The sequence below is a fragment of the Rhodococcus sp. T2V genome (genome assembly GCF_029269925.1).
Lineage (GTDB): Bacteria > Actinomycetota > Actinomycetes > Mycobacteriales > Mycobacteriaceae > Rhodococcus_F > Rhodococcus_F koreensis.
Genome location: NZ_JARJBD010000002.1, coordinates 31,885 through 57,338 on the forward strand (window position 1 = coordinate 31,885; position 25,454 = coordinate 57,338).

Consider the following 25,454-nt stretch of genomic DNA (forward strand, 5'->3'; position numbering starts at 1 on the left):
GATACCCGCACACGCACGTCGCCCGATGTCGCACCGGCGCAGTTGAACTGCACCGATGCGGCATCGGGCGACGAGAGAAGCAGTGACGGACGAACGCCTCAGGCGCGGACCGTCAGGCCTACTTTCTGGAATTCCTTCAGATCGGAGTACCCCGCCTTCGCCATCGAGCGGCGAAGTCCACCGACCAGGTTCAGGGAACCGAACGGGTCGTCCGACGGGCCGGTGAGGACCCGGTCCAGCGACGGCCGGTCACCGAACGAGACCGGCAGCATCGTGCCGCGGGGCACCGACGGGTGCGCGGCGGCCGACGGCCAGTACCAGCCGCCGCCGGGAGCCTCCGCGGCAACGGCCAGCGGTGCGCCCAGGACCGCGGCGTCCGCGCCACAGGCGATCGCCTTCGCGAGGTCGCCAGAAGACGTGATGTCGCCGTCCGCGATGACGTGGACGTAGCGTCCACCCGTCTCGTCGAGGTAGTCGCGGCGGGCGGCCGCGGCGTCCGCGATGGCCGTCGCCATCGGGAGACCGATGCCGAGCACCTCACCGGTGGTCGTGGCGCCCTCGGTGGAGCCGTACCCGACGATCACCCCGGCCGCGCCCGTGCGCATCAGGTGCAGAGCGGTGCGGTGATCGCTCACCCCACCGGCCACGACCGGAACGTCCAGTTCGGAGATGAACGTCTTCAGGTTCAGCGGTTCGCTGTCGCCGTGGGCGACGTGCTCGGCGGAGATGATCGTGCCGTGCACGACCAGCAGGTCGATACCCGCCTCCAGCAGTTGCGGGGTCAGCGCCCGCGCGTTCTGCGGACTCACCCGCACGGCGGTCGTGACACCCGCGTCGCGGACCTGCGCCACCGCAGCGGCCAGGAGCCCCGGCTGCAACGGTGCCGCGTGCAGTTCCTGCAGCTTCTTGATCGGCGCCTCGACGTCGACGTCCGACTCCGCCAGCGCGACGAGTTCGGCGAGCTTGGCCTCGACGTCCGCGTGCCGGCCCCACAGACCCTCACCGTTGATGACCCCGAGGCCACCGCGCTTGCCGAGTTCGATCGCGAACGACGGCGACACGAGCGCGTCGGTCGGATGCGCCAGCACCGGGATGTCGAACCGGTACGCGTCGAGCTGCCAGGACGTCGACACCTCCTTGGAGGAGCGGGTCCGGCGGGAGGGGACGATGTCGATGTCGTCCAGCTCATAGGTTCGTCGGGCTGTTCGGCCCATGCCGATCTCAACGAGGTCGCGCACGCGCGCCCCTTTCTCGTTAATCGTGACTGGTTGCTAGCGAGCGGTGTAGTTGGGAGCTTCGACCGTCATCGTGATGTCGTGCGGGTGGCTCTCCTTCAGACCCGCAGCGGTGATCTGTACGAACTGCGCGTTCTGCAGTTCCTCGATCGACGACGCCCCCGTGTAGCCCATGGCGGCCCGCAGACCACCGGTGAGCTGATGTGTGACCTGGGACAGCGGACCACGGAACGCGACCCGGCCCTCGATACCCTCCGGGACCAGCTTGTCCTCGGACAGCACGTCGTCCTGGAAGTAGCGGTCCTTCGAATACGACTTGGCGGCCCCACGGCTCTGCATCGCACCGAGCGACCCCATGCCGCGGTAGCTCTTGTACTGCTTGCCGTTCACCAGGATCAGCTCACCGGGCGACTCCGCGGTGCCTGCGAGCAGCGAACCGAGCATCGCCGTCGACGCGCCTGCCGCGAGGGCCTTCGCGATGTCGCCGGAGAACTGCAGCCCACCGTCGGCGATCACCGGCACACCGTGCGGCTTGGCCGCGGCGACCGCTTCGAGGATCGCGGTGATCTGCGGGGCGCCGACACCGGCGATGACGCGGGTGGTGCAGATGGAGCCGGGGCCGACACCGACCTTGACCGCGTCCACACCGGCCTCGATGAGGGCGGCCGCACCACTGCGGGTGGCCACGTTGCCGCCGATGATCTGCACGCGCTCGTCGACCTCGGCCTTGAGCTTGGAGATCATATCCAGCACACCGGCCGAATGACCGTGAGCGCTGTCGACGACGAGGACGTCTACCCCGGCGTCGGTGAGAGCCATTGCGCGGCTCCACGCCTCGTCGCCCACACCCACTGCGGCACCGACCAGGAGCCGGCCGTCGCGGTCCTTGGTGGCGTCCGGGTGCTGCTCGGTCTTCACGAAGTCCTTGACCGTGATGAGCCCGGTGAGCTTGCCCTGACCGTCCACGATCGGCAGCTTCTCGATCTTGTGGCGGCGCAGCAGTCCCAGCGCCACCTCGGCGGTGACACCCTCCTGGGCTGTGATCAGCGGCGCCTTCGTCATGACCTCGGACACGGCGCGGTTCTGGTCCACCTCGAAACGCATGTCGCGGTTGGTGATGATGCCGACGAGCTGTCCGGCCGCGTCGGTGACCGGGAGTCCGGAGATCCGGAACCGGGCGCACTTGGCGTCGACCTCGGCGAGGGTGTCGGACGGCTTGCAGGTGACGGGGTCGGTGACCATTCCGGCCTCGGACCGCTTGACCGTCTCCACCTGCCCGGCCTGCGCCTCGACGGACAGGTTGCGGTGCAGCACGCCCATGCCGCCTGCCCGGGCCATGGCGATGGCCATCCGCGCCTCGGTGACGGTGTCCATCGCGGAGCTGACGAGCGGCACCCGCAGCCGGATGTCCCTGGTCAGCTGGCTGGACGTGTCGACCTGGCCGGGGATGACATTCGACGCCGCCGGCAAGAGCAGGACGTCGTCGTACGTGAGACCCAGCATCGCGACCTTGTTCGGGTCGTCACCGCCGGTGTGTACATGCCCTGCTGAACTTGTCATGCGGTTCGGGCCCTCCATGGAACATAGGTGCAGCGCCGGTGGCGCCGTCTGCGGACATTCAGATCTTCGATCTGGTGAAACTTGCGCGAACACGGATACAGGGAAAAGGCCGGAGCGACGATCGATATTCCCAGCTCCGCACACCATGATATCGGCTCGACGTGATCGCCACGGAGCCCACCCACGCTGGGCGTACGCCGAACGGCTGGCGCAGACCGGGCTGACCTGCGTACCGTGGTGCTGTGCGCGATCAACTGCCTCCAGGTCTGCCCCCGGACCCCTTCGCCGGCGACCCCGCCGACCCGTCCGCAGCTCTCGATGCGATCGAACCGGGCCAGCCACTCGACCCCCACGAGCGTCTCGCCGTGGAGGAAGACCTGGCCGACCTCGCCGTGTACGAGGCGCTTCTGGCGCATCGTGGGATCCGCGGTCTCGTCGTCTGCTGCGAAGACTGCCAGCAAGATCACTACCACGATTGGGACATGCTGCGTGCCAACCTCCTCCAGCTCCTGGTCGACGGCACCGTGCGCCCGCACGAGCCCGCCTACGACCCGACACCCGAGGCATACGTCACATGGGACTATTGCCGCGGCTACGCGGACGCCTCGATGAACGACGCTCTGCACGGAGACGGCTTCGACGCCTGATCCGGCACAACCCGATCCACACCCTGCACCGACAGACGACTGTGGCCCGACACGCGAAGTGTCGGGCCACAGTCGTCTGTGCGGGTCGGCCGCCGAACCGCTAGCTGGTGGGCGGCAGCACCGGGACGGGGGTCGTCGTGGTGGGCAGCGGCACCGTCGAGGGCTGCTGAGACGGCTGCTGCTGAGTGGGCGGCTGCGTGGTCGGATTGTCCGGCGGCAGTATCGGCAACTGCATGATTGTCGGATCCGGGCTGGTGGACGGCATCGTCTCAGGCGGAAGCGGAAGCTGCGGCGGCGGCGGCAAGGTGGGCAGCTGCGGCAGCGGAATGGGCGGCAGTCCCGGAATCTGCAGATCCGTGGGCAGGGGTCCCGGCAACTGCCCGACTCCCGGCACCGTCGTGGAACCGGATGTCCCCGGCACGGTGGCCGGCAACTCGGTGGCCTGCGTCGGCGCGCCGGTGGTGGTGGTTCCCGGCACCGTCGTCGCCGGCGGCGTGGTCGGGGCGATCTTCTCGACCTCCGCGGCCAGCTTCGCCCGCCACGCGTCGAGTTCGTTGCGCATGTCGGCGTCGCGTACCCCGCCGGCACGGTCGGCGGCGCTCTCGAGCAGGTTCTTCGCCGACTCCGCGTCGCCCGTGGCGATCAGCCGTTCGGCCTCCTGCAGCTGGGACGTGGTGTCGATCTGCGCGACGGTCGAATCGGCCTGCTGGCTGAACACGACCGACTTGACGCTCCACAGCGGATCGCCGGGTTCGGCGTTGTACGAGAAGATGGTGGCGCCGCCCATGACGACCGCGATCGCGGCGGCAGCGCCTGCGATGGGTCGCAACAGCCGGAGCTTGCCGCGGGCGGCGCTGCGTGCGGAACGGGCGTTGTCCGAGGCGTCGATCGCCGCGATCACGTCGTCGAGCAGCGGCCCGGTCGGCATCGGCGTCGACACGATGTCGGCACGCCAATTGGTCAGCAGAAGCGCGAGCTCGTATTGCTCCGGCGAATCCGTTGCGACGGGACCGCCGCCGGCGATCGCGTCGATCAGTGCATCGTCGCGGCGCACAGCCGCGACATCCACCGGTGCGTCGTCTCCTGGGAGATCGGCATCGGGATTGCCGTTGCGCTTGATGCCCCTAGCCAAACCTCTCACCTGCCCTCGTCACTTCTTTCTTCAGTTTCGCGATGGCTCGGTGTTGAGCCACGCGGACAGCTCCCGCGGTACTACCCACGGCCGCGGCCGTCTCCTCGGCTGACATACCGACCACGAGCCGGAGGATCAAGATCTCCCGGTGCTTCTCCGGCAGCGTGCTCAGCAGTTCGTTCATCTGCCTGCTCGCTTCCGAGTCCAGCGCCCGCTGTTCGGGTCCGTCATCGTTGGCTACGACATCAGGTACTTCGGCGACGGGCTCCGACTTGTTACGTGCGGAGTTCCGATGCGCGTCGGCGACCTTGTGCGCGGCGATCCCGTAGACGAATGCCATGAACGGCCGGCCCTGATCCTCGTAGCGAGGTAGGGCCGTCATCACGGCGAGGCACACTTCTTGTGCCACGTCGTCCGCAGAGAGTTGTCCCCTCTCCGCAGCACCGACCCTGGCTCTGCAGTAACGCACAACCAAGGGCCGAATGTGTTCCAGGACCAGAGCTAAAGCGGCCCGGTCACCCTGCGTTGCAGCGGCGACGGCGGAGTCCAACTCCTCGCTCGTGTTAGTCATCGTTGCTGAATATCCTGGCGTTACAGTGGCACCTCCCCCGATGGGTGTGCTCCCGCTCTCAGCGGAACACTCCAAGAGTAACGGTGCGGACCGAACGGTATTCGCCCGGATTCGCACCGATTCGTGAACGACCCGGGCCCACGGGCCCGAACAGCGGAGTCAGATTCGGAAGCGCCCACCTCGCGCCCTGATGAGCGCTTCGCACTCCTCGGACACCGCCTCCGCACGTGAGTCGGACGTCACACCGCTCAGCAACATCGCAGCCGCCCACTTCAGGGGTATCAGGCCGTACCGATCGCAGCGGTCGAGCACATCCGCGGCGAGCCCCGCTGCCGGACCGGAATCGGACTCCCCCGTCATCGACGCACTCCGCAGCAGGTCCGATTTGACGTGGTGCCGCACCGATCCGGCGGCCTCCGAAATTTCTGCCGCGGCCTCGGCGTGGCGGCGCGCCGCGGTGAAGTCCCCGTCCGCGAGGAACAACTCCGCGCTCACCCAGTGCTTCCGGACGTGCTGCCGCCACAATTCGCCGTGGGCGTCCACGTCCAGGTGCTCGGCGCACCGATCGAGCAGCCGCCTGCCCAGTGCGAGCCGGCCGCACCCGAGCGCGTCGGCGGCGAGTCCAGTCAGTGCGTCGCACCGCGCCTCCACGGCGAGAACACCGTCCGACGCTCCGGGACCAGTCCCGACGACGGCCAGGGCCCGGCCGTCGAATCCGGACGCCACGGCGTGCCAGCCGAGCTGTCTCAGCAACGACGCCTGCGTGCTCCAGGCGAGCGAGACGACCGCGGGTTCGGCAACCCCGCCGCGCGTCAGGGCGTCCAGTTCGGCGCGGGATAGGCTGTAGTACCCGCGGGCACCCCAGGCCACCGCCCGCATCCAGCGTTCGACGGGAACGTCCGACTCCGGCAGGGGGCTCACGGCCGGATCGGCGCCGAACGCCGCGCGGATCAGCGGATTCGTGACTGCGGAACGGAGAGAGGAGTCGGGCACGCCGAGATCATCGCATCGCCCGCCCTCGCACCGGTCAGGTGACCGCAACGACGGCGCCCACGGCCGCATCCAGCGCTCCCAGCACCGTGATCGTCCGCGGTAGCGACTGCGTCCGGCAGCCGGGACCGCCCGCCAGCACCGTCAGCCCGGTGCGCCTGCGGCGGATCGCCCGCAGCAGGGAGGCTACGTCGCATCCGGCGGCGGGCAACCAGAGGACGATCACGTCCGGTTCGGCGTTGGTCACGGCGGCGAGCAACGCCGACCGGCACAGTGGCAGCGCGATCCGCGTGTCCACCGACGCGGTGGCCAGGGCGGCGCCCAGGGCCCGGAATTCGAGACCGCACGGGTCCGCGGGCACCGCGTCCGGCATGTCCGCGGGCACCTGCACGAGCAGGACCCGGCCACCGCCGCCGATCGGCGCATCCAGGGTCATCGTGGACAGAATCCCCGCGACACATTCGGCGAAGACACGGACGCTCACAGCGGCGGCGTCGGAGTTCCTGCCCTCGTCCGCCCACTCGAGCACCGGAGCGACCACCGTCGTCCACATGGAGCTGAATCCTCGCTCCGCGACCGCCCGCACGACGATCCGGCGGATGGTCACGACGTCTCGCGCCAGCAACGCACCCGACAAACTGCGGACGGCGGCCTCCGCGTCGGCGAGGCCGGAAAAGGACGACAAAAGGTTCGACGAGCCTGTTTTCGTCCCGTTCACCGAGTTGTCATCCAGATTTTCGCCGCCCGTCCGGCGGCCGCTTTCTGACGAATATGTAGCCATTGCGTTAATCGCATATCTCGCGGCCTCCGCGGAGTTTGCACCACCGTCCAGCGCCTGTTGCATGCATTCGAGCCGGGCGACGTCGTGCGACGTGTATCGCCGGTGACTTCCCTGCGGGTGGACGGAGGGGCCGATGCCGTAGCGGCGGTCCCACGTGCGAAGTGTCGACGGTGCCACCCCGAGCCTTCTGGCCAGCGCGGATACCGACATCGTGGGTCCGTCGTCCGGAGATCCGGAGGGGGTCTGCGTTTCAGGCTCCGCGGGCTGGGGCACCCGCACATCGTTACCCGTGCCCCAAGGTCTTTCAACCCGAAACGGAAACACGGAAACGCGGGAAAGTAAATATTTTCCAGGTTAACTTTCAGCTCGTGGGATATGTAAATCACCACTGTGAACAACTATTGACGCGATTTCCGAACCGACTCTACGGTTAGCAACGTGAATGATTCAGCGGCTTGAACGTCGAGCCCACGGTCCGCTCGCCGCCCGAGGCGAGCTTGCAGCTAAGGAGTCCACATGCCTGCACCCAACCACCTTCCCGGCCCGAACGCGGATATCTGGGATTGGCAGATGCACGGACTGTGCCGCGGAGTCGACTCCTCGATGTTCTTCCATCCCGACGGGGAGCGTGGCCGTGCCCGCGCACAGCGGGAGACCCGTGCGAAGGAAATGTGCAGACGCTGCCCGGTCCTCGCCCAGTGCCGCAATCACGCGCTGAGCGTGTCCGAGCCGTACGGGATCTGGGGTGGAATGTCCGAAACGGAACGCGAGATGCACGCCCGGCACAGACGCGGCCGGATCGCCGTTTGACCGCTCGCCCACACTCACCGAGGGACCCTCGCCGCCGTGCGAGGGTCCCTCGCGTCACTTCGATCCCCTCGCCACCCATCCACGGCGACTCGCTCTCCGAATGCCTACCGGCTGGAGGAGATGAGCGGACATGCACGCTACCGTGGTTCTCGATGAAGCGAGACGAGCGCCGGTGACGAACCACGAGGGCAAAACCCCGGCAGACGACGTGTGCTCGGCGGACGCGGCCGGGGCACACAGCGCCCGGGCCACCGAATCCGCGGAGCTCCACGACACCATGGCACGCGTGGCGAACGGGGACGCCGACGCATTCGCCGAACTCTACGACCGGACGAGCGCCCGAGTCCACGGCATGGTCCTGCGGGTGCTGCGCGACCCCGGGTACGCGGAGGAGACGACGCAGGAAGTCTTTCTCCAGGCGTGGCGCACCGCGTCGAACTTCGACCCGGCAAAGGGTTCCGTGCTGTCGTGGCTGATGACACTCGCGCACCGCCGGGCCGTCGACCGCGTGCGCTCGGAGCAGGCAGGCACCGACCGCGAGTCCCTCTACGAGACCACCAACATCGCGGGGCCGTTCGACCACGTCACCGAGGAAGTGACTCGTCGGCTCGAGCATCAATCGGTGCTCGCCTGCCTCGACTCGCTCACGGACATGCAGCGTGAGTCCGTAGCGATGGCGTATTACGACGGCCGCACCTACCGGGAGGTCGCCTCCCAGCTGGGGGTCGCGCTGTCGACGGTGAAGACGCGCATCCGTGACGGATTGACGCGTCTTCGCGGCTGCCTGGGAGGTCTGTGACATGAACGACGAACTCGTGGGCATGGCCTACCCGTACGCGCTCGACGCACTCGACGACACCGAGCGCCGCGAACTCGACACCGATCTCGCAGGCACCGACGAGGACACCCGCTCCACGTTCACCGACGAGGTCCGGCGGATCCGCGAAGCGTTCGCGGTGGTGAGCGCGGTGGGCGCCGTCGAACCGCCGCCACGAGTGCGGATCCGGGTCCTCGACGACATCAGGCGTCCCGCGCCAGCGCCGACGTCGCTCGCCGAGCGTCGCTCCCGCAGGCGGCGCTGGCAGATCGCCGTCGCCGCCGCCGCGGCCGTCGGGGTGCTCGCCGGCGGAACGGTGATCGTCCGGCAGCTCACGGAAGGCCCGGCGCCCACAGTCTCGGAACAGGTGCTCGACGCCCCCGACATGCACTCGTCGACGAGTGCGATCGCGGCAGGCGGGTCCGCGACCGCCAGCTACTCGAAGTCGCAGGACGCCGTGGTGTTCGTGATGGACGGTGTCGCCCCGCCCAGCGCGGACACCGTGTATCAGCTGTGGTTGATGCCCGAGTCCGGGGACGCCCCGGTGCCCGCCGGAACCATGTCCGCCGACGACATGCAGCCGACCACGACGATCGTCCTCGACGACGTGGGGTCGATGTCGAAGCTGGCCGTCACCGTCGAACCGTCCGGAGGGTCACCCCAGCCGACGTCGGAACCGTTCGCGGTGCTGCAACTGAGCTGATCCGGCCGCCGCCGGACACAGAGAAACCCCCGCACGGTGATCCGCACGGGGGTTTCTCGTTCGCACGATCGGAGCCCGATCGGCCGCGACGGCAGAGCCTAGTGGCTGTGCCCGTGACCGGCCGGCTGCTCTTCCTCTTCCGCCGGCTTCTCGACCACGGCGCTCTCCGTGGTGAGGATCATCCGCGCGACCGAGGCCGCGTTGACAACCGCGGAGCGGGTGACCTTGACGGGGTCGACGACACCGTCGGCGAGCAGGTCGCCGTAGGTGAGGGTCGCGGCGTTGAAACCGTGCCCCTTGGGCTGCTCGGCAACCTTGCTGGTGACGACGGACCCGTCGAGACCGGCATTGCTGGCGATCCAGAACAGCGGCGCCTGCAGGGCTTCGCGCACGACCTTGACGCCTGTGGCCTCGTCACCGGTCAGACCGAGGTTGTCGTTCAGTTCGGTGCTGGCCTGGACGAGGGCGGAACCGCCACCGGGGACGATGCCCTCGGCGACTGCGGCCTTCGCGGCGTTGACGGCGTCCTCGACACGGAACTTGCGCTCCTTGAGGTCCGTCTCCGTGGCCGCGCCGACCCGGATGACGGCGACGCCACCGGCCAGCTTCGCCAGACGCTCTTCGAGCTTCTCGCGGTCCCAGTCGGAGTCGGTGTTCTCGATCTCGCGGCGCAGCTGCGCGACGCGACCCTTGATGTCGTCGTCGGTTCCGGCGCCGTCGACGATCGTGGTCTCGTCCTTGCTGACCACGACGCGGCGGGCGCTGCCGAGCAGGTCCAGTCCGGCGTCCTTCAGCGTGAGGCCGACGTCGGAATTGATGACCGTGCCACCGGTGACGACGGCGAGGTCGTCGAGGAACGCCTTCCGGCGGTCACCGAAGAACGGCGCCTTGACGGCGACGGCCTTGATGGTCTTCCGGATGGAGTTGACCACGAGCGTCGAGAGAACCTCGCCCTCGACGTCTTCCGCGATGATGAGGAGGGGCTTGCCGCTCTCGGCAACCTTCTCCAGCAGCGGCAGGAAGTCGGGCAGGGACGTGATCTTCTCGCGGTACAGCAGCACGAGTGCGTCCTCGTACACGGCCTTCTGTGCGTCGAGGTCCGTGACGAAGTACGGCGACAGGTAGCCCTTGTCGAACTGGACGCCCTCGGTGATCACGAGTTCGGTCGCCAGGGTCGAGGATTCCTCCACCGTCACGACGCCGTCGGTGCCGACGCGGGTGAGCGCCTCGCCGACCATCTCGCCGATCTCCTCGTCACGCGAGGAGACGGTCGCGACCTGGGCGATGGACGTCTTGCCCTCGACCGGCTTCGCGACGGCGAGCAGTGCCTCGACGACCTTGTCGGCCGCGGCGTTGATGCCGATGCCGAGTGCCATCGGGTTCGCGCCCGCGGCGATGTTCTTCAGACCGCCCCGCACGATGGCCTGAGCCAGCACGGTCGCGGTGGTGGTGCCGTCGCCTGCGACGTCGTTGGTCTTGGTGGCGACACTCTTGACGAGCTGCGCACCGAGGTTCTCGAACGGGTCCTCGAGCTCGATTTCCCGGGCGATGCTGACGCCGTCGTTGGTGACGGTCGGGCCGCCGAAGGCCTTCGCCAGCACTACGTGGCGGCCACGCGGACCCAAGGTCACCTTGACCGCGTCGGCAAGCTTGTCGACTCCACGCTCGAGAGACCGGCGTGCGATCTCGTTGAACTCAATCTGCTTGGACATGTGTTCTGTCTTCTCCTGGATCTCAGGGTTACGCGCGTGAACGCACTCCGCCCCGGGATCCTGTGGGGACTCCGGGGCGGATCACGTATGGCTTACTTGGAGACGACAGCCAGCACGTCGCGTGCCGACAGGATCAGGTACTCCTGGCCGGCGTACTTGATCTCGGTTCCGCCGTACTTGGAGTAGATGACCGTGTCACCCTCCTTGACGTCGACCGGGATGCGGTTGCCCTGCTCGTTGACGCGGCCTTCGCCGACTGCGACGACGGTGCCCTCCTGGGGCTTCTCCTTGGCCGTGTCGGGAATGACCAGGCCGGAGGCAGTCGTCGTCTCAGCCTCGTTGGCCTGGACGAGGATCTTGTCCTCGAGCGGCTTGATGTTGACGCTCGCCACGATGAGCCCTCCACTTTGGGGTATGCGGATCCGGAGATTTCTCCGGACTCCTGTTCGAGTGTTCCGTTTACGGCACTTCACACAGCCCCGTCGTCGCGGGTGCCGGAGCTCGATCGGCGCCACTTGGCACTCTATACGTGAGAGTGCCAACCCTCAAGGAGAAGGGGGCGGTAGTTCGCGCCGCGCCGAATATCGTCCTGTCTCAGGGGTCGTCACCTAAGGTTCCTCTGGTGTCTGACATCAATAGGCGTAAATTCCTGACGTTTGCCGGGCTCGGGGCGATCGGGACGGTGGGGTTCGGAGCACGCCCGTGGGGGTTGCAGTACGCGGGCGCGGCCCCGCTCCCGACCTCCGGGGCCGGCACCACCCTCGAAGCGGTGGCCGTCCCCCTCGGAAGCTCCGGCTACCGCAGGCTCGGCGCGGGACCGGGGTGGCCGACGATCGTCCGCACCGAACTCGCCGAGGCCCGCAGCGGGCGCGAGGACCGGCGCACCGCACTCGCCGCCCTCGTCCAGCTCACCGACGTCCACCTGGTCGACGCCCAGTCCCCGATGCGCTTCGAATACGTCCACCCCTTCACCGGTTCCGCGTTCCGCCCGCACGAGACGCTCACCGCGCAGGGTCTCGTCGCACTGGTCGCCCGCGTCAACGCGCTCGCGTCCGGCCCGCACACCCAGCGCGCGTTCGATGCGGTCGTGAGTACCGGCGACAACACCGACAACAAGGAATTCGCCGAACTCGGGTGGTTCCTCACCGCGCTCAACGGCGGCACCATCGTCCCCAACACGGGCGCCCCCGACCGCTACGAAGGCGTGCAGAACTCCGGGGCCGACCTGTACTGGAACCCGGAATCCTCCGTCCAGGACATGTACAAGAAGGCCGGGTTCCCCGAGATCCCCGGCCTGCTCGGCGCGGCGATCGCCCCCGTCACCAGCCCCGGCCTGAACACCCCCTGGTACTGCGTCTTCGGCAACCACGACGACTCGGTGGAGGGCACCGTCCCGAGCGGCATCCCCCCGCTCGAAGCCATGTACACCGGTTCGCTGAAGTTCGAGGTCCCCGGGTCGCCGGAACAGGCGAAGGCCGTCGACATCGCCACCAAGTTCGACCCCGGCGCCATTCCCGCTGCGCTGTCCGCGTTCACCGCACCACCGCGGGTCGTCACCCCCGACCCCGCGCGGGCACCGTTCACTCCCCGCCAGTTCATCGCCGCCCACCTCGACCCGGCCAACACCGGCCCCGGACCGGCCGGTCACGGCTTCGCACCCGACGCCGGCGAGACCGGAATCGGCTACTACTCGTTCGACATCGCACCCGGTGTCGTCGGAATCAGCATGGATTCCACCAACCGGGCGGGGTTCGTCGACGGCTCGCTCGGCGCCGCGCAGTTCCGGTGGATCGAGGACACCCTGGCGGCAGGCAGCAGCCGGTACTACGACACCGCGGGCAACCCTGTGTCGCAGGCACGCAGCGACACCTGGTTCGTCCTGTTCAGCCACCACACCAGCGGCAGCATGGACAACGTCGTCCCCGACCCCGCCGCCCCGGCGGAACCCCGGATCCGTGGTTCGCGACTGGTGGACCTGCTGCACCGATTCCCGAACGTCCTCGCCTGGGTCAACGGACACACCCACGAGAACAGGATCACCCCGTGGCCCGGATCCACTCCGGAGCAGTCGTTCTGGGAGATCAACACGGCCTCGCACATCGACTTCCCCCAGCACGGCCGGATCATCGAGGTGGTCGACAACGTCGACGGAACGGTGTCGCTGCTCACCACGCTGTTCGAGGCCGACAGCCCGTACGCCGTGGACCACACCGACCTCTCACCGCTCGGGCTGGCGTCGCTGTACCGGGAGTTGTCGTTCAACGACATTCACGCCGACCCCGACCTGGGCGGCGGGACGGCCGACCGGAACGTCGAACTGGTGCTGGTGTCGGGTCGCTAGGTCCGGCGCTTGCGGGCCCAGTCGACGGCCGCGACGACCGCGCGGATGCCGACGCCGAGAAGGATCAGATTTCCGACGATCTGCACACTCACGACGGCACGCGACGCATCGGTCGTCGCGGCGATGTCGCCGAACCCGACGGTGGAGAACACGGTGAGCGAGAAGTACAGCGCACCCATCCGAGTGAGGGGTTCGGTGAAGTAACCCGGATCGCTTTCGGACATCAGGCAATATCCTGCCGCGAACCCGAGCAGGTAGAGCGGCAGGACCAGGGAGAGTGCCTCGATGGCCTGGAGCGCAGGCACGTCGGACCGGAAGATCCGGCGGATCTGCCAGACCGCCGCCGAGCCGACGACCAGCAGGCCCCCCGCCAGGAAGAGCAGAGCGGACATGTTCCCGATCGAGGTCCACGGCAGGGCGAAGTAGACCACCGCGCACAGGACGACGGTGCCCAGCGGGCGCACGAATGCGCGCACCAGAAGCCGTCGGCGCTCGCGTCTCGTGAGGTTGCGAAAATCGCTGGCGCGTCCCATGAGATTCCTTTGGACAACTGTGCAGGTGAGACCGGATATCGAGCGCCATCTTCGTCTTCGGGGGCCGGAAGTCGGGAGCGAAACCCGTTTGTTTTCTGTAACGTTCAGATAACAGTCGCCGATTCAACGGGCAGGGAATACCCGCTGAACAGGGCGTTCCGGCAGAGACAGCAGGTCACGCGTCGAAAACGTGAGGGGGTGTGTGATGGGGATGTCCCTGGGGATGTCGACCGGCGCGGCAGGTGTGAGTTCCGCGCTCGTCACCACCGCCTCCAACGGCGCGCAGAACGTCGAGTTCCGTTACCTGTCCGCCGATCAGGCCCACACCGACCTCGGCGATCTGGTCCGCTCGTCGATCTCGCTGATGACCACCCAGGTTCCCGCCGATCCCACCACCCCCGACGCGTTCGCCGTCGCGTACCGGACGCAGGAGCAGGCCCACTCGATCCGCAGCGCCGTCAGCAGGCAGCGCCATCGCGTGCACCTCGTGCCCGAGACCGCGGCCACCCTCACCTACCTGCGGCACACCGGCGAGGTCGCACAGCATGCCACCGTCGCGATCGTCGACTTCGGTGAGTCCGGGTTGTCCGTCGCCGTCGTCGATCAGGTGGACGGCACCGTCCTGCACGCCGACCGCACCAGCCACGTGAGCGGCACCGGTATCGACGACCTGATCTTCCACCACGTCGTCGGCAGCCTCACCACTCCGCATCCCCTGCGGCACCTGGACCGGGATCTGCTCTCGGCGCGGTGCCGCGTCGCCAAGGAGCAGTTGTCCTCTGAGCCGAAGTCGCACGTCGACATCGATCTGCAGGGTGTCCGCCCGATCGAGATCAGCCGCACCGGGTTCGACGAGATCGTCGCACCGACCGTCCGGGTCGCGGTGGAGTTCATCCGTGCCACGATCGCCGACTCTCCGCGCCGGCCCGAGGCCCTGGCCTTGGTCGGCGGCGGCGCGAACATTCCCGCGATCGCCGCCGCCGTCACCGACGCCGTCTCCGCCCGGGTCATCGCAGTGCCCGAACCCGACACGGCGACCGCGAAGGGTGCGGCGCTGCTCGCCGTGTCCTCGGCCATCCGCGACTACCCGGCCACCGAGTCGAACCGCCCCGGTTCGGCCGCGAAGGTGTCGGGGGCTCTCGTCGGCGCGCTGGTGGTCGGCGGCCTCGTTCTCGGTTACGGCGTGAAGGAACTCGCGCCCGCACCCGATCCCAACGTCTCCCCTGCGGGGACCGACATGTTCCAGACCACCGAGCAGGTCGCGACCACGACGACCGACGAGCCTCCCGCCACGCGGATTCCGTCGTACGATCCGACGCCGACCTCGGAGTACTACCCGAATCAGGTTGCCCCGCCCACGTCCGAACCGCGCACCGACCAGATTCCTGCACAGGCGCCCGATTCGACGACCGAGACGACGCCCCCGCGCACCACCACCCCCCTGCCGACCCCCACGACTCCTGCGCGTCCGACGCTGCCCGGAACGGAGCCGCCGCAGCCCTCGTGGCCGCACATCGAGTGGCCCGCGATTCCGCCGCTGTGGCCGCAGGTTCCCGGCGAGTCGACGCCGAACGAACCGCGCCCCGTCGCGCCCGCACCCGGCGGTCCCGAAGTGGCACCGCCGCCCACCGGGGCACCCGGTGCACCCGCCGAATCCACCGCGCCTGCGGCGCCCGCGGCACCGACCGCGCCCGCGGAATCGGTTCCCGCCGCACCCGAAGGGCTCTTCCCGATGGTCCCGGCGCCGGGCACGGTCGCTCCGAGCGCTCCCGCCGGGGCGCAGCCGAGCAGCTCTCAACCCGGTGAGGCGCTGACTCCCCCGGCCACGCAGACCGTCACCATTCCGGTCAGCTGAACACCTGACTGGTCGCCACCGACAGCCCGGGGTCGCTGGCCACGGTGAGCAGGGAGGGCGCGGCGCCGCCGGCGATCAGATGCGCGCCGAGCGAGGCGATCATCACTCCGTTGTCCGTGCACAGGCGAGGTTTCGGGACTCGCAGGGTCAGACCGGCTTCGGCGCAGCGTTCCTCGGCGAGCGCGCGGATACGCGAGTTGGCCGTCGCGCCGCCACCGAGCACCAGAGTGTCCACGCCGGCGTCACGAGCCGCGCGTACCGCTTTCATCGTCAGCACGTCTGCCACGGCCTCCTGGAAGCTCGCGGCGATGTCGGGCACCGAGTACGCCTCGCCCGCCCGCTCCTTCGATTCCACGTACCGCGCGACGGCCGTCTTCAGTCCGGAGAACGAGAAGTCGTGCCGTGCGTCCCGCGGTCCGGTCATGCCGCGCGGGAAGGCAATCGCGTTCCGGTCGCCGTCCTGCGCCGCGGCGTCGAGGGCGGGGCCACCGGGGAATCCGAGTCCGAGGAGGCGGGCCACCTTGTCGAACGCTTCGCCTGCGGCGTCGTCCACGGTCGTGCCCAGTTCGACGATGGGCTTCGCGAGGTCCTCGACGTGCAGGAGGTGGGTGTGCCCACCGGACACGAGCAGCGCCACGCAGGGCGGCATCGGTCCGTGCTCGAGGGTGTCCACCGACACGTGCCCGCCGAGGTGGTTCACCGCGTAGAACGGGACGTCCCACGCCGCCGCATAGGCTTTCGCGGCCGCGACGCCGACGAGCAGGGCTCCGGCCAGACCGGGGCCGATGGTGACGGCGAGTGCGTCCGGCTTGACGATCCCGGCGGCAGCGAGGGCCCGCCGCATCGTCGGGACGATCGCCTCGAGGTGCGCGCGGGACGCTACCTCCGGCACCACCCCGCCGTAGCGCGCGTGCTGGTCGACGCTGGATGCGACCTCGTCCGCGAGCAGCTCGCAGGTCCCGTCGCCGTTCCACCGGACGATGCCGACTCCGGTCTCGTCACAAGAGCTTTCGATCCCCATGACGATCATTGCACCGGCTCCTCACCCGTTGCGGGGCGACGCATCGTGAACGCGTCCGCACCGCTCGGTTGGTAGTACTTCTTACGGGTTCCCACGATCTCGAATCCTTCACGTCGGTACAGGGCGATCGCCGCGTCGTTGTCGGTGCGCACCTCGAGAAACACGGGGCCGCCCCTCGTGTCGGCCACGCGCAGCAGCTCGTCGAGGAGGGCCCCGCCGATCCCCCGCCGCTGGCACGCCGGGTCTGTTCCGATCGTGTGTATTTCGGATTCGGGGTGCGAACCGTTGCCCAGCAGGGCGATTCCGGCGTACCCGACGACGTGGCCGGTGTCGTCCCGCGCCACGGCGTAGTGCACGTGCGGAGCAGCGAGTTCCGCCCTGAACGCGTGTGCGCTCCACGGCCCGTCACCGGCGAAGAGGAGGGTCTCGAGCTCCGCGCACCGTTCGGCGTCGGCGACCGCCATCGGTTCGATGCGGAAAGTCATTTCTTCCGGTCCGCCAGTTCCACCGCGTCCGGGCGTCGCAGGTAGAGCGGAACGAGCGCGGCTGGGGCCGCACTACCGAACAGCGCATCCGCGGCCACCGCGACCAGCCCTGCGGGTGAGGGGGTTTCCACCGGTTCGACCGGCAGATCGAAGAAGTCGACGTGTGACGGCGATCCCGCCACCACCTCGGACGGCATGGGCTCGAGCTCGCGCGGCTTCACCACCGCGGGACCCTCCACCCGAACTCCCGCCGAGTAACGCGCCCAGTACACCTCGCGCCGGCGTGCGTCCGTCACGACGAGCAGATTCCGGTCACCGTCCACCTGCGCCGCGATGGCGTCGAGGCTGCACACCCCGTGAACCGGGATTCCGAGGGCGTCGGCGAACGCGGCGGCGGTGGCCATCCCCACGCGCAGTCCCGTGAACGGACCCGGCCCGGCCCCGACGACCACCGCGTCGAGGTCCGCGGGGACGTGCCGCGCCTCGGCGAGGCACTCCAGGATGTGCGGGGTGAGCACTTCCGCGTGCGCGCGCGGGTTGACCGTCACCCGCACCGCGAGCGTGTGGACCGCCTCCACCGATGCGGAGCCGGCCGAAACCCGGACGACTCCGGCGGTCACGGCAGGCGTGGACGTGTCGATGGCGAGAACAAGCACGGTAACTGAGGGTACTCGCACGTCAGAACCGCTCCCGACACCCGACCCGTCAGGAAATCCACTCCCAGTGGGCCGTGCGGACATCCGACTCCGGTTCGCGGCGCAGGCGTACCCGCAGGTGACGATCGGCCAGCTGCTCGACGATGCCCTCGCCCCATTCGACGACGACAACGGCTGCGGCCAGGTCGGTGTCGAGGTCGAGCGCGTCGAGTTCGTCCAGCGCGTGCGGACCGCTGCCGCCCAGTCGGTACGCGTCCACGTGCACCATTCCGACCGGCGCACCCCCACCCGGCCGGGTGCCCGCCCGGTGCTCCCGCGCGATGACGAATGTGGGCGAAGTCACTCTCCCCTGGACGCCGAGCCCGGCCCCGATTCCCTTCGTCAGTGCGGTCTTCCCCGCACCGAGAGGGCCGTCGAGCACCACGAGATCACCGGCGACGAGTCCCCGGGCAAGGTTCCGCCCGAACTCCTCCGTGTCCTCCGCCGTCGCCAGCACCACGGTCCCGCTCACGGGCAGTACTCCTTCCTCAGCCGACATCGGACTGCTCACCCGATCGGAATGTTGCCAGGCCACGATGCAACAACCGGTCGACCGCGTCCGACACCACGGACGGGAACTCGAGCTGCACCAGGTGACCGGCGCCGCGCACCCGCACCAGTTCGGACTCCGGTAGATCCGCCGCCAGTTTCCGGGAGCTGCCGAACGGGATGGTCATGTCGCTGTCGCCGCACACCACGACGGACGGGGTGTGTCCGAGCGCCTCGAGCGACGCGGACTCGTCGTGCAGTTCGAGCGTGCGCAGGAAGTTCACGATGGTGACCACCGACGTCCGGTCCAGCATGGAATCGGAGAACTTGTGCAGCCGCGGACTCACGTCCGTGCCGTACGACGCCGCCCGCAGGATGGGGGTGATCAGGACGCGGGCCGCGCCGCGCGCGTGCTGGACGAGTTCGGGCGAGGTCCGGACCGCGAGCCGGAAGCCGTCGATGACCGGGTTCTGCAGGTTCCGCGTCAATCCGGTCTCGCTGAGCCCGGCCGCGGCCGTGGCCAGCAGGCCCGCACCGATCACCCGCTCCGAAACCAGCTCGGGCCGCTGCCCGGCGAAGGCGAGCACCGTCATCCCACCCATCGAATGCCCCACCAGCACAATCGGTCCGGTGGGGGCCTTCGCCTCGACGACGGTCGCGAGATCGGCGCCCAGCTGAGCGATGGTGCAGCTCGCCGCGGACGGCACACCCGAATCGCCGTGCCCGCGTTGGTCGTAGAACACCATCCGCACGTCGTCGCCCCACCGCTCGGCGAGCTGACGGCGCTGGAAGTGCCACGACGTCATGTCCAGGCAGTACCCGTGCACGAACACCGCCGTCACCGGGGCGTTCTCCGGGCCCACCTCGCGGACGGCGAGCGCCACGCCGTCCTCGGCGACCACCACGCTGCGCCGGTCCCGCGTCATCAGGGTGAAGTCCTCGTCGCCGTAGATCTCGCGGCCGGGCCGGGTCGCGCTGCGCACTGCGTTGACTCCGGCCACCGAGCCGAGCGCCAGCGCGCTGAGCACACCGCCGACGAGTCCCAACCGCTTCGACACACCCATGCCTACGTGCCCGTCCCGCCGACATAGCTGCGCACCGTGCGTCCGCGCACCCCCGTCACGACCTCGTAGTGGATGGTGTCGAGTTTGTCGGCCCACTCCTGTGCGATCGGCTCGCCGAGGTCCCCGTTGCCGAAGAACACCGCGGTGTCCCCCTCCCGGACTCCCCCGCCGTCCGGTCCGAGATCGACGACCACCTGGTCCATGCAGACACGTCCGATCCCCGGACGTCGCTCCGCACCCAACTGGACCTCGAATCGGCCGCTCAGCGAACGCGGGAGCCCGTCGGCGTACCCGAACGGCAGCAACGCCACCGTCGTGTCACGGGGGGCCACCCACTGGTGCCCGTAGGACACGCCTTCACCTGCCGCCACCTTCTTCACCAGAGCCACCCTCGATCGCAGTGTCATCGCCGGGCGCAACCCGAACTGACCGAGTTCGGGAACGGGCGACAACCCGTATATCGCGATTCCCGGGCGAACCATGTCAAACCGCAGGTCGGGTCGGGTCAGGGTGGCCGCGGAATTGGACAGGTGCACCACTTCGGGGACCAGTCCGTGGCGCTTGGCGTCCGCGATCGCAGCGACCAGTCGATCCCGCTGGGAATCGATCCAGGCGTGGTGCGGCTCGTCGGCATGGGCCAGATGCGAGAAGACGCCGCGCAGCCGCACCGAACCCTCGGCCTGCGCGCGGGCCAGGTCGACGAGGGTCTGCTCCAGTTCGTCGGGCGCCACCCCGTTGCGGTTCAAGCCGGTGTCGACCTTCAGAGTGACGATCGCCGTGGTGCCGACGGTCCGCGCCGCAGCCACCACCGAGGCGAGGTGGCGGGGCGAGGAGACGCCGAGTTCGACACCGGCCGCGATCGCGGGGGCGAAATCGGCGTCGACGGTGTGCAGCCACGCGAGGACGGGTGCGTCGATCCCGGCACGACGCAGCGTCAGGGCCTCCGACACGGTCGTCACACCCAGTTCCGACGCTCCCGCCGCCAGCGCCGCGCGGGCCACGGCTACCGCACCGTGGTTGTAACCGTCCGCCTTCACGACGGCCATCATCGCCGCATCCCGAGCGCTGTCGCGCAAAATCCGGACGTTGTGCGCGATCGCGTCCAGATCCACCACTGCCTCGGCCTGCGGTGCCGGCGCCGCCTGCGGTGCCGGCGCCGCCTGCGCGGGCGCTGCGGGTTCGCTGTGTCCGTGGTCGTCGGCCGGTACTGCTTCAGCAAGCGTCATATGTTCGATCCTGCCATTCATGCGGTGGCCGGCATTTCCTCGGGTGACACCCCCGCACGGAGGACTCTGATCGACTCCCCGAGGTGGGCGAGCAGCGTCCCCGCGGAGATCGGTGCTGTTCCGCGCCCCGCGGAGAGGTCGGCGCCGCCGCCGCGGGCCGCCAGGTTCGCGGCCAGGGAGTGAGCGCGCGCACCCACCGCGGCGGCCCGGTCCGGGGCGAGACCGGCGGCCATGAGTGCGCCGATGATCCCGGCGAGCACGTCGCCCGCCCCCGCCGTGGCGGACCACGAACCGCCCGCCTCGTTGACGAACACAAGGCCGCCGGGCTCGGCGATCACCGTGGCCCGCCCCTTGAGCAGCACGTGCGTGTTCCAGTCGGCGGCGAGCGCGCGCACCGACGCCACCCGGTCCGGACCCGGATCCTTTCCCGTCAGCCGGGCGAACTCCCCGGCGTGCGGTGTCAGCAGCGTCGCTGCCGTCCGCGAGCGCACCAGGTCCGGGTCCTCGGCGAGCAGGGTCAGTCCGTCCGCGTCGACCAGTACGGGCACATCCGCGTCGAGCACCGTCCGCAACGTCCGGCGGGCGGCGTCGTCGGTGCCCATGCCCGGCCCGACCACCCACGACTGGACGCGTCCGGCCTTCGCGAGATCGGCGGTCGCGATCACCTCCGGCGCATGCGCGAGCACCTCGCCCGTGCACGGTCCGGCGTAGCGGACGAGCCCCGACGTGGCCGTGACCGCGGCGCCCGTGCACAGGACCCCGGCTCCGGGGTAACCATCGCTGCCCGCGACGACCCCCACCACACCCTGCGAGTACTTGTCGTCCTCGGCTCCCGGCACCGGCCACGCCGCGCCCACGTCGGCGGCGTCCAGAGCGGTGATGCCGGCATCGCCGAGCGACAGTCCGATGTCCACGAGTTCGACTCGGCCACACCGCGCCGCGCCCAGTGCGTGAACCGGTTTGAGGGCACCGAACGCCACGGTGACGGCCGCGCGCACGGCGGGCCCGTCGACAGCGCCCGTGTCCGGGTCCACCCCACTCGGCAGGTCCGCCGACACGATCGGCGCGTCGATCCGGTCGACCAGCGCAGCAGCATCGGGTCGTAGCGGCCCGCGGCCGGAGATTCCGACGATCCCGTCGATCACCAGATCGGGCAGGCCCAGGTCGTCGGACGGGGCGGCCACCCGGCCGCCGGCCGCGGTGAACGCCGCCAGCCCGGCCGCGTGCGCCTTCTCCGGTTTCAGCAGGACCGCGGTGGCGGCGACACCGCGCCTGCGCAGCATCGACCCCGCCCACAGCGCGTCCCCGCCGTTGTCGCCGGACCCCACCAGCACCGTGATCGTGCGGCCGGCGACACCGCCGGTCCGCGCCCGCAGTTCCGCCGCCACCACCGTGGCCAGTCCGTGTGCGGCGCGTCGCATCAGTGCGCCGTCGGGAAGCGACGCCAGCAACGGCGCCTCCGCGGCTCGAACCTCGTCAGCGGTGTAGTAGCCCCGCATGGGAACTCCTCGTCGAGCCGGCCCCACGGCCGGCCGCTGTGCAGTGAAGGGTCGGTACCGGGTCAGACTACGCTCGACGCCATGCGTGGACGTGGAAGCTCGTGGATCGCCGGAGTGGCTCTCGCCGCGAGCATTTCGATGACAGCCGTCGTATCCGGGTGCAGTTCGCCCGCCGAGGAGGCACCCGAGGCGCCGACGGGACCCGTCGTGCAGGTCGCGAACATGGCGTATGCGCCCTCGACGATCACCGTCCGGGCCGGAGACACCGTCACCTGGAATTTCGACGACCGGGGCGTCACCCACGACGTGGTGGGTGTCGGGGCCGCGAAGAGCGTGCTGCGGAGCCGGCTGATGCAGACCGGCACGTTCACGTACACGTTCACCGAACCGGGCACCTACGAGTACACGTGTTCGCTGCACCCGGACATGACGGGCACCGTCGTCGTCACTCCGTAGGGGCGCGGCCCGGCCGCGCCCCCGACGTCGCGGCTATTCGACGGTGACGGACTTGGCGAGGTTACGCGGCTTGTCGACGTCGTAGCCCCGTGTCTGCGCGACCTCCGCCGCGAAGACCTGCAACGGCACCGTCGACAGCAGCGGCTGCAGCAGCGTCGGCGCCGACGGGATCTCGATCAGGTGGTCGGCGAACGGCCGCACGGCCTCGTCGCCTTCCTCCGCGATCACGACGGTCCGCGCACCGCGGGCCTGGATCTCCCGGATGTTGCTGAGCAGCTTCGAGTGCAGCACCGCGCGCCCCTTCGGCGACGGCATCACCACGATCACCGGCAACCCGTCCTCGATCAACGCGATCGGCCCGTGCTTCAGTTCGCCGGCCGCGAAGCCCTCGGCATGCATGTACGCCAGCTCCTTGAGCTTGAGCGCACCCTCGAGCGCCACGGGGTAGCCCACGTGGCGGCCCAGGAACAGCACCGTCGACGACGACGCCAGTTCCCGTGCCAGCGCCCGCACCGGTTCCACCGTCTCGAGCACCCGGCTCACCAGATCGGGCATCGCCTCGAGATCGGCGTATTCGCGTGCCACCTCGTCCGGGTACTTGGTGCCGCGGGCCTGCGCGAGAGCCAGGCCGACCAGGTAGTTCGCCGTGACCTGCGCGAGGAACGCCTTGGTCGACGCGACACCGATCTCCGGACCGGCCCGGGTGTAGAGGACGGCGTCGGCCTCGCGGGGAATCTGGGCACCGTTCGTGTTGCAGACCGCGAGCACCCGCGCCTTCTGATCCTTGGCGTGGCGCACCGCCTCGAGGGTGTCGGCCGTCTCACCGGACTGCGAGATGGCGACCACCAGCGTCGACCGGTCCAGGACCGGGTCGCGGTAGCGGAACTCGCTGGCCAGCTCGACCTCGACGGGCAGCCGGGTCCAGTGCTCGATGGCGTACTTCGCGAGGAGCCCCGAGTGGTAGGCGCTGCCGCAGGCGACGACGAAGACCTTGTCGACGTCGCGCAGCTCCTGATCCGACAGTCGCTGCTCGTCGAGAACGATCTTCCCGTCCGCGAAGTGACCGAGCAGGGTGTCCGCGACCGCGGCCGGCTGCTCCTCGATCTCCTTGAGCATGAAGTAGTCGTGGCCGCCCTTCTCGGCGGCGGCGAGGTCCCAGTCGATGCGGAACGGGCGGCCCTGCGCCTCGGACCCGTCGAAGTTCAGAATCGAGTACCCGTCCGCGGTGATCACCACGACCTGGTCCTGCCCCAGCTCGACCGCGTCGCGGGTGTGCTCGATGAACGCCGCGACATCGGACCCGAGGAACGTCTCGCCCTCGCCGACACCGATGACGAGGGGCGTCGATCGACGTGCCGCGACGATGGTGTCCGGGTGGTCGGAGTGCGTGAAGACGAGGGTGAACGCACCCTCCAGCCGGCGCAGCACGCTCAGCGCGCTCGCGACGAAGTCGCCTGCCGTCTCACCGGATGCGTAGGCCCGCGCGACGAGGTGCACCGCGACCTCGGTGTCGGTGTCGCTGGCGAAGTCGATTCCGTCGTGCTCGAGTTCGGCCCGCAACGGGGCGAAGTTCTCGATGATGCCGTTGTGGACGACGGCGACCGTGTTGCCCGCGTCGCGGTGCGGGTGCGCGTTGCGGTCGGTGGGCCTGCCGTGTGTGGCCCACCGGGTGTGACCGATCCCCGTGCTCCCGGTGAAGTGCTCGGCCCCGACCTCGTCGAGTTCGGCCTCCAGATTCGCGAGGCGCCCCGCCTTCCGCTCGACCGCCATCCCGCCCTGCCCGTCGAGCACGGCGATGCCGGCAGAGTCGTATCCGCGGTATTCCATTCGCCGCAAAGCCTCCACCACAACAGTCAGAGCCTGCCGGTGGCCGACGTATCCCACGATTCCGCACATGGTTCATCAGGGTACTTGGACCGGGCGACGCCGCGAAGTCGGAGTGTGGGCCGCATCGGCTCTCTCGCCGGCCCGCGAATCGGATAACGTTCTCCCCGTGGCGCCGAAACCGAAGACCCTGGCCCGTGAACTGTCCAAGCGGGGACCGCACCGCGTGCTGCGCGGCGACCTCGCCCTCGCCGGACAGCCGGGTGTCGTATACACGCCCGAATCAGGCTTCAACCTGCCCGCCGTCGCGTTCGCGCACAGCTGGATGGCAGGTGCCGACCACTACCGGAAGACACTCGAACATCTGGCGTCGTGGGGAATCGTCGTGGCCGCCCCCAACAGCGAACGCGGTCCCGTGCCCTCTCATCTGGGCCTCGCCACCGACCTGCGGGCCACCCTCGACATCTGTGTGGGTGTGCGTCTCGGTCCGGGGCAGATCAGCGTGCGGCCCGACCGCGTCGCGTTCGCAGGTCACGGGATGGGTGCAGGGGCGGCCGTGCTCGCCGCCGCTCAGCGGGACGTGGCGGCGGTCGCCGCGTTGTTCCCGGCGCCGACCGCGCCGAAGGCCGAGAGGTATGCGTCCAAGATCACAGCGCCGGGGCTCGTCGTGGCCGGTGCCGACATCGACACCATGAACAGCAACGCCAAGGCGCTGGCCGCGGCGTGGGGCGGGGAGCACGTCCTGCGCGCCGTCAACGGCGCCTCGGAGTCCGGGCTCACCGAAGGTCGCCGCCTGCTGGGCGCACTCGGGATCGGCGGTTCGGAACGCAAGACCCAGCAGATCACCCGCGCGCTGCTGACCGGCTTCCTGCTCTACCACCTCACCGAGGACAAGAAGTACGACGTGTTCGCGAAGGCGGACGCCGAACTTCCCCACACCACCCTCGTCGATCCGCACGAGGAGCGCACCAAAGCCGGGTTCCAGGGCGCGCTCCCGCACATCTGAGG

The 25,454-nt window shown here is 69.4% G+C and carries 25 protein-coding genes and 1 pseudogene; 8 read left to right on the top strand and 18 right to left on the bottom strand.

Annotated elements, in window-relative coordinates:
* Window positions 1-98: 98 nt before the first annotated feature.
* Complete coding sequence (locus tag P3H15_RS02345) at window positions 99-1,238, bottom strand: GuaB3 family IMP dehydrogenase-related protein (RefSeq protein WP_072945780.1); 1,140 nt, start codon at window positions 1,236-1,238, stop codon at window positions 99-101.
* Between the two features lie 33 nt (window positions 1,239-1,271).
* The gene (guaB, locus tag P3H15_RS02350; RefSeq protein WP_005239781.1) at window positions 1,272-2,795 is read right to left on the bottom strand and encodes an IMP dehydrogenase; all 1,524 of its coding nucleotides are present in this window, start codon (window positions 2,793-2,795) and stop codon (window positions 1,272-1,274) included.
* 242 nt (window positions 2,796-3,037) lie between these two features.
* Between guaB and P3H15_RS02355 the strand changes: the two genes are divergently transcribed.
* Entirely contained in the window at window positions 3,038-3,442 is a 405-nt protein-coding gene (locus P3H15_RS02355; RefSeq protein WP_005239778.1) for a DUF5319 domain-containing protein, read from the top strand.
* 100 nt (window positions 3,443-3,542) lie between these two features.
* Here the strand turns inward: P3H15_RS02355 and P3H15_RS02360 are convergent, their stop codons facing one another.
* From P3H15_RS02360 to P3H15_RS02380, 5 genes and pseudogenes are all read right to left on the bottom strand, one after another.
* Window positions 3,543-4,583 (bottom strand): anti-sigma-D factor RsdA, encoded by a 1,041-nt coding sequence (locus P3H15_RS02360; protein WP_276135791.1) that lies wholly within the window; start codon window positions 4,581-4,583, stop codon window positions 3,543-3,545.
* Window positions 4,567-5,145: a sigma-70 family RNA polymerase sigma factor gene (locus P3H15_RS02365; protein ID WP_276135792.1), complete on the bottom strand. Its 579-nt coding sequence runs from the start codon at window positions 5,143-5,145 to the stop codon at window positions 4,567-4,569. The genes P3H15_RS02360 and P3H15_RS02365 overlap by 17 nt, the downstream gene beginning before the upstream one ends.
* 159 nt (window positions 5,146-5,304) lie before the next feature.
* On the bottom strand, window positions 5,305-6,138 hold the full coding sequence (locus P3H15_RS02370; RefSeq protein ID WP_276135793.1) for a hypothetical protein: 834 nt from the start codon (window positions 6,136-6,138) through the stop codon (window positions 5,305-5,307).
* Between the two features lie 34 nt (window positions 6,139-6,172).
* Window positions 6,173-6,820: a transcriptional regulator gene (locus P3H15_RS02375; protein WP_276135961.1), complete on the bottom strand. Its 648-nt coding sequence runs from the start codon at window positions 6,818-6,820 to the stop codon at window positions 6,173-6,175.
* A gap of 120 nt (window positions 6,821-6,940) precedes the next feature.
* Window positions 6,941-7,126, bottom strand: a pseudogene (locus P3H15_RS02380) (MerR family transcriptional regulator); the annotation flags it as partial.
* Window positions 7,127-7,432: 306 nt separating this feature from the next.
* On the opposite strand from P3H15_RS02380, the gene P3H15_RS02385 reads away from it, so the two are divergent.
* The 3 genes from P3H15_RS02385 to P3H15_RS02395 all read left to right on the top strand — a co-directional run bounded on the left by P3H15_RS02385 (window position 7,433) and on the right by P3H15_RS02395 (window position 9,246).
* Window positions 7,433-7,726: a WhiB family transcriptional regulator gene (locus P3H15_RS02385; RefSeq protein WP_005239766.1), complete on the top strand. Its 294-nt coding sequence runs from the start codon at window positions 7,433-7,435 to the stop codon at window positions 7,724-7,726.
* Between the two features lie 130 nt (window positions 7,727-7,856).
* A complete protein-coding gene (locus P3H15_RS02390) occupies window positions 7,857-8,525 on the top strand; it encodes a sigma-70 family RNA polymerase sigma factor (protein WP_276135794.1) in 669 nt (222 codons plus the stop codon).
* A gap of 1 nt (window position 8,526) precedes the next feature.
* Window positions 8,527-9,246: an anti-sigma factor gene (locus P3H15_RS02395; RefSeq protein ID WP_276135795.1), complete on the top strand. Its 720-nt coding sequence runs from the start codon at window positions 8,527-8,529 to the stop codon at window positions 9,244-9,246.
* Between the two features lie 98 nt (window positions 9,247-9,344).
* Here the strand turns inward: P3H15_RS02395 and groL are convergent, their stop codons facing one another.
* Entirely contained in the window at window positions 9,345-10,958 is a 1,614-nt protein-coding gene (groL, locus tag P3H15_RS02400) for a chaperonin GroEL (protein ID WP_276135796.1), read from the bottom strand.
* Window positions 10,959-11,050: 92 nt separating this feature from the next.
* Window positions 11,051-11,350: a co-chaperone GroES gene (gene groES / locus P3H15_RS02405; protein ID WP_003940763.1), complete on the bottom strand. Its 300-nt coding sequence runs from the start codon at window positions 11,348-11,350 to the stop codon at window positions 11,051-11,053.
* A gap of 230 nt (window positions 11,351-11,580) precedes the next feature.
* On the opposite strand from groES, the gene P3H15_RS02410 reads away from it, so the two are divergent.
* Window positions 11,581-13,299 carry a TIGR03767 family metallophosphoesterase gene (locus tag P3H15_RS02410; RefSeq protein ID WP_276135797.1) on the top strand — a complete coding sequence of 573 codons (1,719 nt, stop codon included), beginning with the start codon at window positions 11,581-11,583 and terminating at the stop codon, window positions 13,297-13,299.
* On the opposite strand, the gene P3H15_RS02415 is transcribed toward P3H15_RS02410, so the two are convergent.
* Window positions 13,296-13,832 carry a potassium channel family protein gene (locus P3H15_RS02415; RefSeq protein WP_276135798.1) on the bottom strand — a complete coding sequence of 179 codons (537 nt, stop codon included), beginning with the start codon at window positions 13,830-13,832 and terminating at the stop codon, window positions 13,296-13,298. The genes P3H15_RS02410 and P3H15_RS02415 overlap by 4 nt on opposite strands.
* Before the next feature lie 205 nt (window positions 13,833-14,037).
* Between P3H15_RS02415 and P3H15_RS02420 the strand changes: the two genes are divergently transcribed.
* A complete protein-coding gene (locus P3H15_RS02420; RefSeq protein WP_276135799.1) occupies window positions 14,038-15,687 on the top strand; it encodes an Hsp70 family protein in 1,650 nt (549 codons plus the stop codon).
* Here the strand turns inward: P3H15_RS02420 and tsaD are convergent.
* Genes tsaD through P3H15_RS02455 form a run of 7 tightly spaced genes read right to left on the bottom strand, consistent with a single transcriptional unit; the run spans window position 15,680 to window position 22,166 of the window.
* The gene (gene tsaD / locus P3H15_RS02425; protein WP_276135800.1) at window positions 15,680-16,717 is read right to left on the bottom strand and encodes a tRNA (adenosine(37)-N6)-threonylcarbamoyltransferase complex transferase subunit TsaD; all 1,038 of its coding nucleotides are present in this window, start codon (window positions 16,715-16,717) and stop codon (window positions 15,680-15,682) included. The genes P3H15_RS02420 and tsaD overlap by 8 nt on opposite strands.
* Window positions 16,714-17,193 (bottom strand): ribosomal protein S18-alanine N-acetyltransferase, encoded by a 480-nt coding sequence (gene rimI / locus P3H15_RS02430; RefSeq protein ID WP_276135801.1) that lies wholly within the window; start codon window positions 17,191-17,193, stop codon window positions 16,714-16,716. Before rimI ends, tsaD begins: the two co-directional genes overlap by 4 nt.
* Window positions 17,190-17,849 carry a tRNA (adenosine(37)-N6)-threonylcarbamoyltransferase complex dimerization subunit type 1 TsaB gene (gene tsaB / locus P3H15_RS02435; RefSeq protein ID WP_072945761.1) on the bottom strand — a complete coding sequence of 220 codons (660 nt, stop codon included), beginning with the start codon at window positions 17,847-17,849 and terminating at the stop codon, window positions 17,190-17,192. Before tsaB ends, rimI begins: the two co-directional genes overlap by 4 nt.
* A gap of 49 nt (window positions 17,850-17,898) precedes the next feature.
* A complete protein-coding gene (gene tsaE / locus P3H15_RS02440; protein ID WP_072945759.1) occupies window positions 17,899-18,387 on the bottom strand; it encodes a tRNA (adenosine(37)-N6)-threonylcarbamoyltransferase complex ATPase subunit type 1 TsaE in 489 nt (162 codons plus the stop codon).
* Window positions 18,377-19,441, bottom strand: a complete 1,065-nt coding sequence (locus tag P3H15_RS02445; RefSeq protein ID WP_276135802.1) for an alpha/beta fold hydrolase — start codon at window positions 19,439-19,441, stop codon at window positions 18,377-18,379. Before P3H15_RS02445 ends, tsaE begins: the two co-directional genes overlap by 11 nt.
* Before the next feature lie 2 nt (window positions 19,442-19,443).
* Window positions 19,444-20,667, bottom strand: coding sequence for an alanine racemase (alr, locus tag P3H15_RS02450; RefSeq protein ID WP_276135803.1), 1,224 nt, complete (start codon window positions 20,665-20,667; stop codon window positions 19,444-19,446).
* A gap of 17 nt (window positions 20,668-20,684) precedes the next feature.
* A complete protein-coding gene (locus tag P3H15_RS02455; RefSeq protein ID WP_276135804.1) occupies window positions 20,685-22,166 on the bottom strand; it encodes an NAD(P)H-hydrate dehydratase in 1,482 nt (493 codons plus the stop codon).
* A gap of 81 nt (window positions 22,167-22,247) precedes the next feature.
* On the opposite strand from P3H15_RS02455, the gene P3H15_RS02460 reads away from it, so the two are divergent.
* The gene (locus tag P3H15_RS02460; RefSeq protein WP_276135805.1) at window positions 22,248-22,622 is read left to right on the top strand and encodes a cupredoxin domain-containing protein; all 375 of its coding nucleotides are present in this window, start codon (window positions 22,248-22,250) and stop codon (window positions 22,620-22,622) included.
* Between the two features lie 33 nt (window positions 22,623-22,655).
* Here P3H15_RS02460 and glmS read toward each other — a convergent pair whose 3' ends face one another.
* Window positions 22,656-24,518 (bottom strand): glutamine--fructose-6-phosphate transaminase (isomerizing), encoded by a 1,863-nt coding sequence (glmS, locus tag P3H15_RS02465; RefSeq protein ID WP_072945749.1) that lies wholly within the window; start codon window positions 24,516-24,518, stop codon window positions 22,656-22,658.
* Window positions 24,519-24,615: 97 nt separating this feature from the next.
* On the opposite strand from glmS, the gene P3H15_RS02470 reads away from it, so the two are divergent.
* On the top strand, window positions 24,616-25,452 hold the full coding sequence (locus P3H15_RS02470; protein ID WP_276135806.1) for a dienelactone hydrolase family protein: 837 nt from the start codon (window positions 24,616-24,618) through the stop codon (window positions 25,450-25,452).
* The last annotated feature ends 2 nt before the right edge of the window (window positions 25,453-25,454 follow it).

What these genes read in the sequence shown, in the direction of transcription:
- guaB (WP_005239781.1), bottom strand. Translation starts at nt 2,795, where the DNA reads ATGACAAGTTCAGCAGGGCATGTACACACCGGCGGTGACGACCCGAAC.
- P3H15_RS02365 (WP_276135792.1), bottom strand. Translation starts at nt 5,145, where the DNA reads ATGACTAACACGAGCGAGGAGTTGGACTCCGCCGTCGCCGCTGCAACG.
- P3H15_RS02385 (WP_005239766.1), top strand. Translation starts at nt 7,433, where the DNA reads ATGCCTGCACCCAACCACCTTCCCGGCCCGAACGCGGATATCTGGGAT.
- P3H15_RS02390 (WP_276135794.1), top strand. Translation starts at nt 7,857, where the DNA reads ATGCACGCTACCGTGGTTCTCGATGAAGCGAGACGAGCGCCGGTGACG.
- P3H15_RS02395 (WP_276135795.1), top strand. Translation starts at nt 8,527, where the DNA reads ATGAACGACGAACTCGTGGGCATGGCCTACCCGTACGCGCTCGACGCA.
- groL (WP_276135796.1), bottom strand. Translation starts at nt 10,958, where the DNA reads ATGTCCAAGCAGATTGAGTTCAACGAGATCGCACGCCGGTCTCTCGAG.
- P3H15_RS02415 (WP_276135798.1), bottom strand. Translation starts at nt 13,832, where the DNA reads ATGGGACGCGCCAGCGATTTTCGCAACCTCACGAGACGCGAGCGCCGA.
- P3H15_RS02420 (WP_276135799.1), top strand. Translation starts at nt 14,038, where the DNA reads ATGGGGATGTCCCTGGGGATGTCGACCGGCGCGGCAGGTGTGAGTTCC.
- tsaD (WP_276135800.1), bottom strand. Translation starts at nt 16,717, where the DNA reads ATGATCGTCATGGGGATCGAAAGCTCTTGTGACGAGACCGGAGTCGGC.
- rimI (WP_276135801.1), bottom strand. Translation starts at nt 17,193, where the DNA reads ATGACTTTCCGCATCGAACCGATGGCGGTCGCCGACGCCGAACGGTGC.
- tsaE (WP_072945759.1), bottom strand. Translation starts at nt 18,387, where the DNA reads ATGTCGGCTGAGGAAGGAGTACTGCCCGTGAGCGGGACCGTGGTGCTG.
- P3H15_RS02445 (WP_276135802.1), bottom strand. Translation starts at nt 19,441, where the DNA reads ATGGGTGTGTCGAAGCGGTTGGGACTCGTCGGCGGTGTGCTCAGCGCG.
- alr (WP_276135803.1), bottom strand. Translation starts at nt 20,667, where the DNA reads ATGACGCTTGCTGAAGCAGTACCGGCCGACGACCACGGACACAGCGAA.
- P3H15_RS02455 (WP_276135804.1), bottom strand. Translation starts at nt 22,166, where the DNA reads ATGCGGGGCTACTACACCGCTGACGAGGTTCGAGCCGCGGAGGCGCCG.
- P3H15_RS02460 (WP_276135805.1), top strand. Translation starts at nt 22,248, where the DNA reads ATGCGTGGACGTGGAAGCTCGTGGATCGCCGGAGTGGCTCTCGCCGCG.
- glmS (WP_072945749.1), bottom strand. Translation starts at nt 24,518, where the DNA reads ATGTGCGGAATCGTGGGATACGTCGGCCACCGGCAGGCTCTGACTGTT.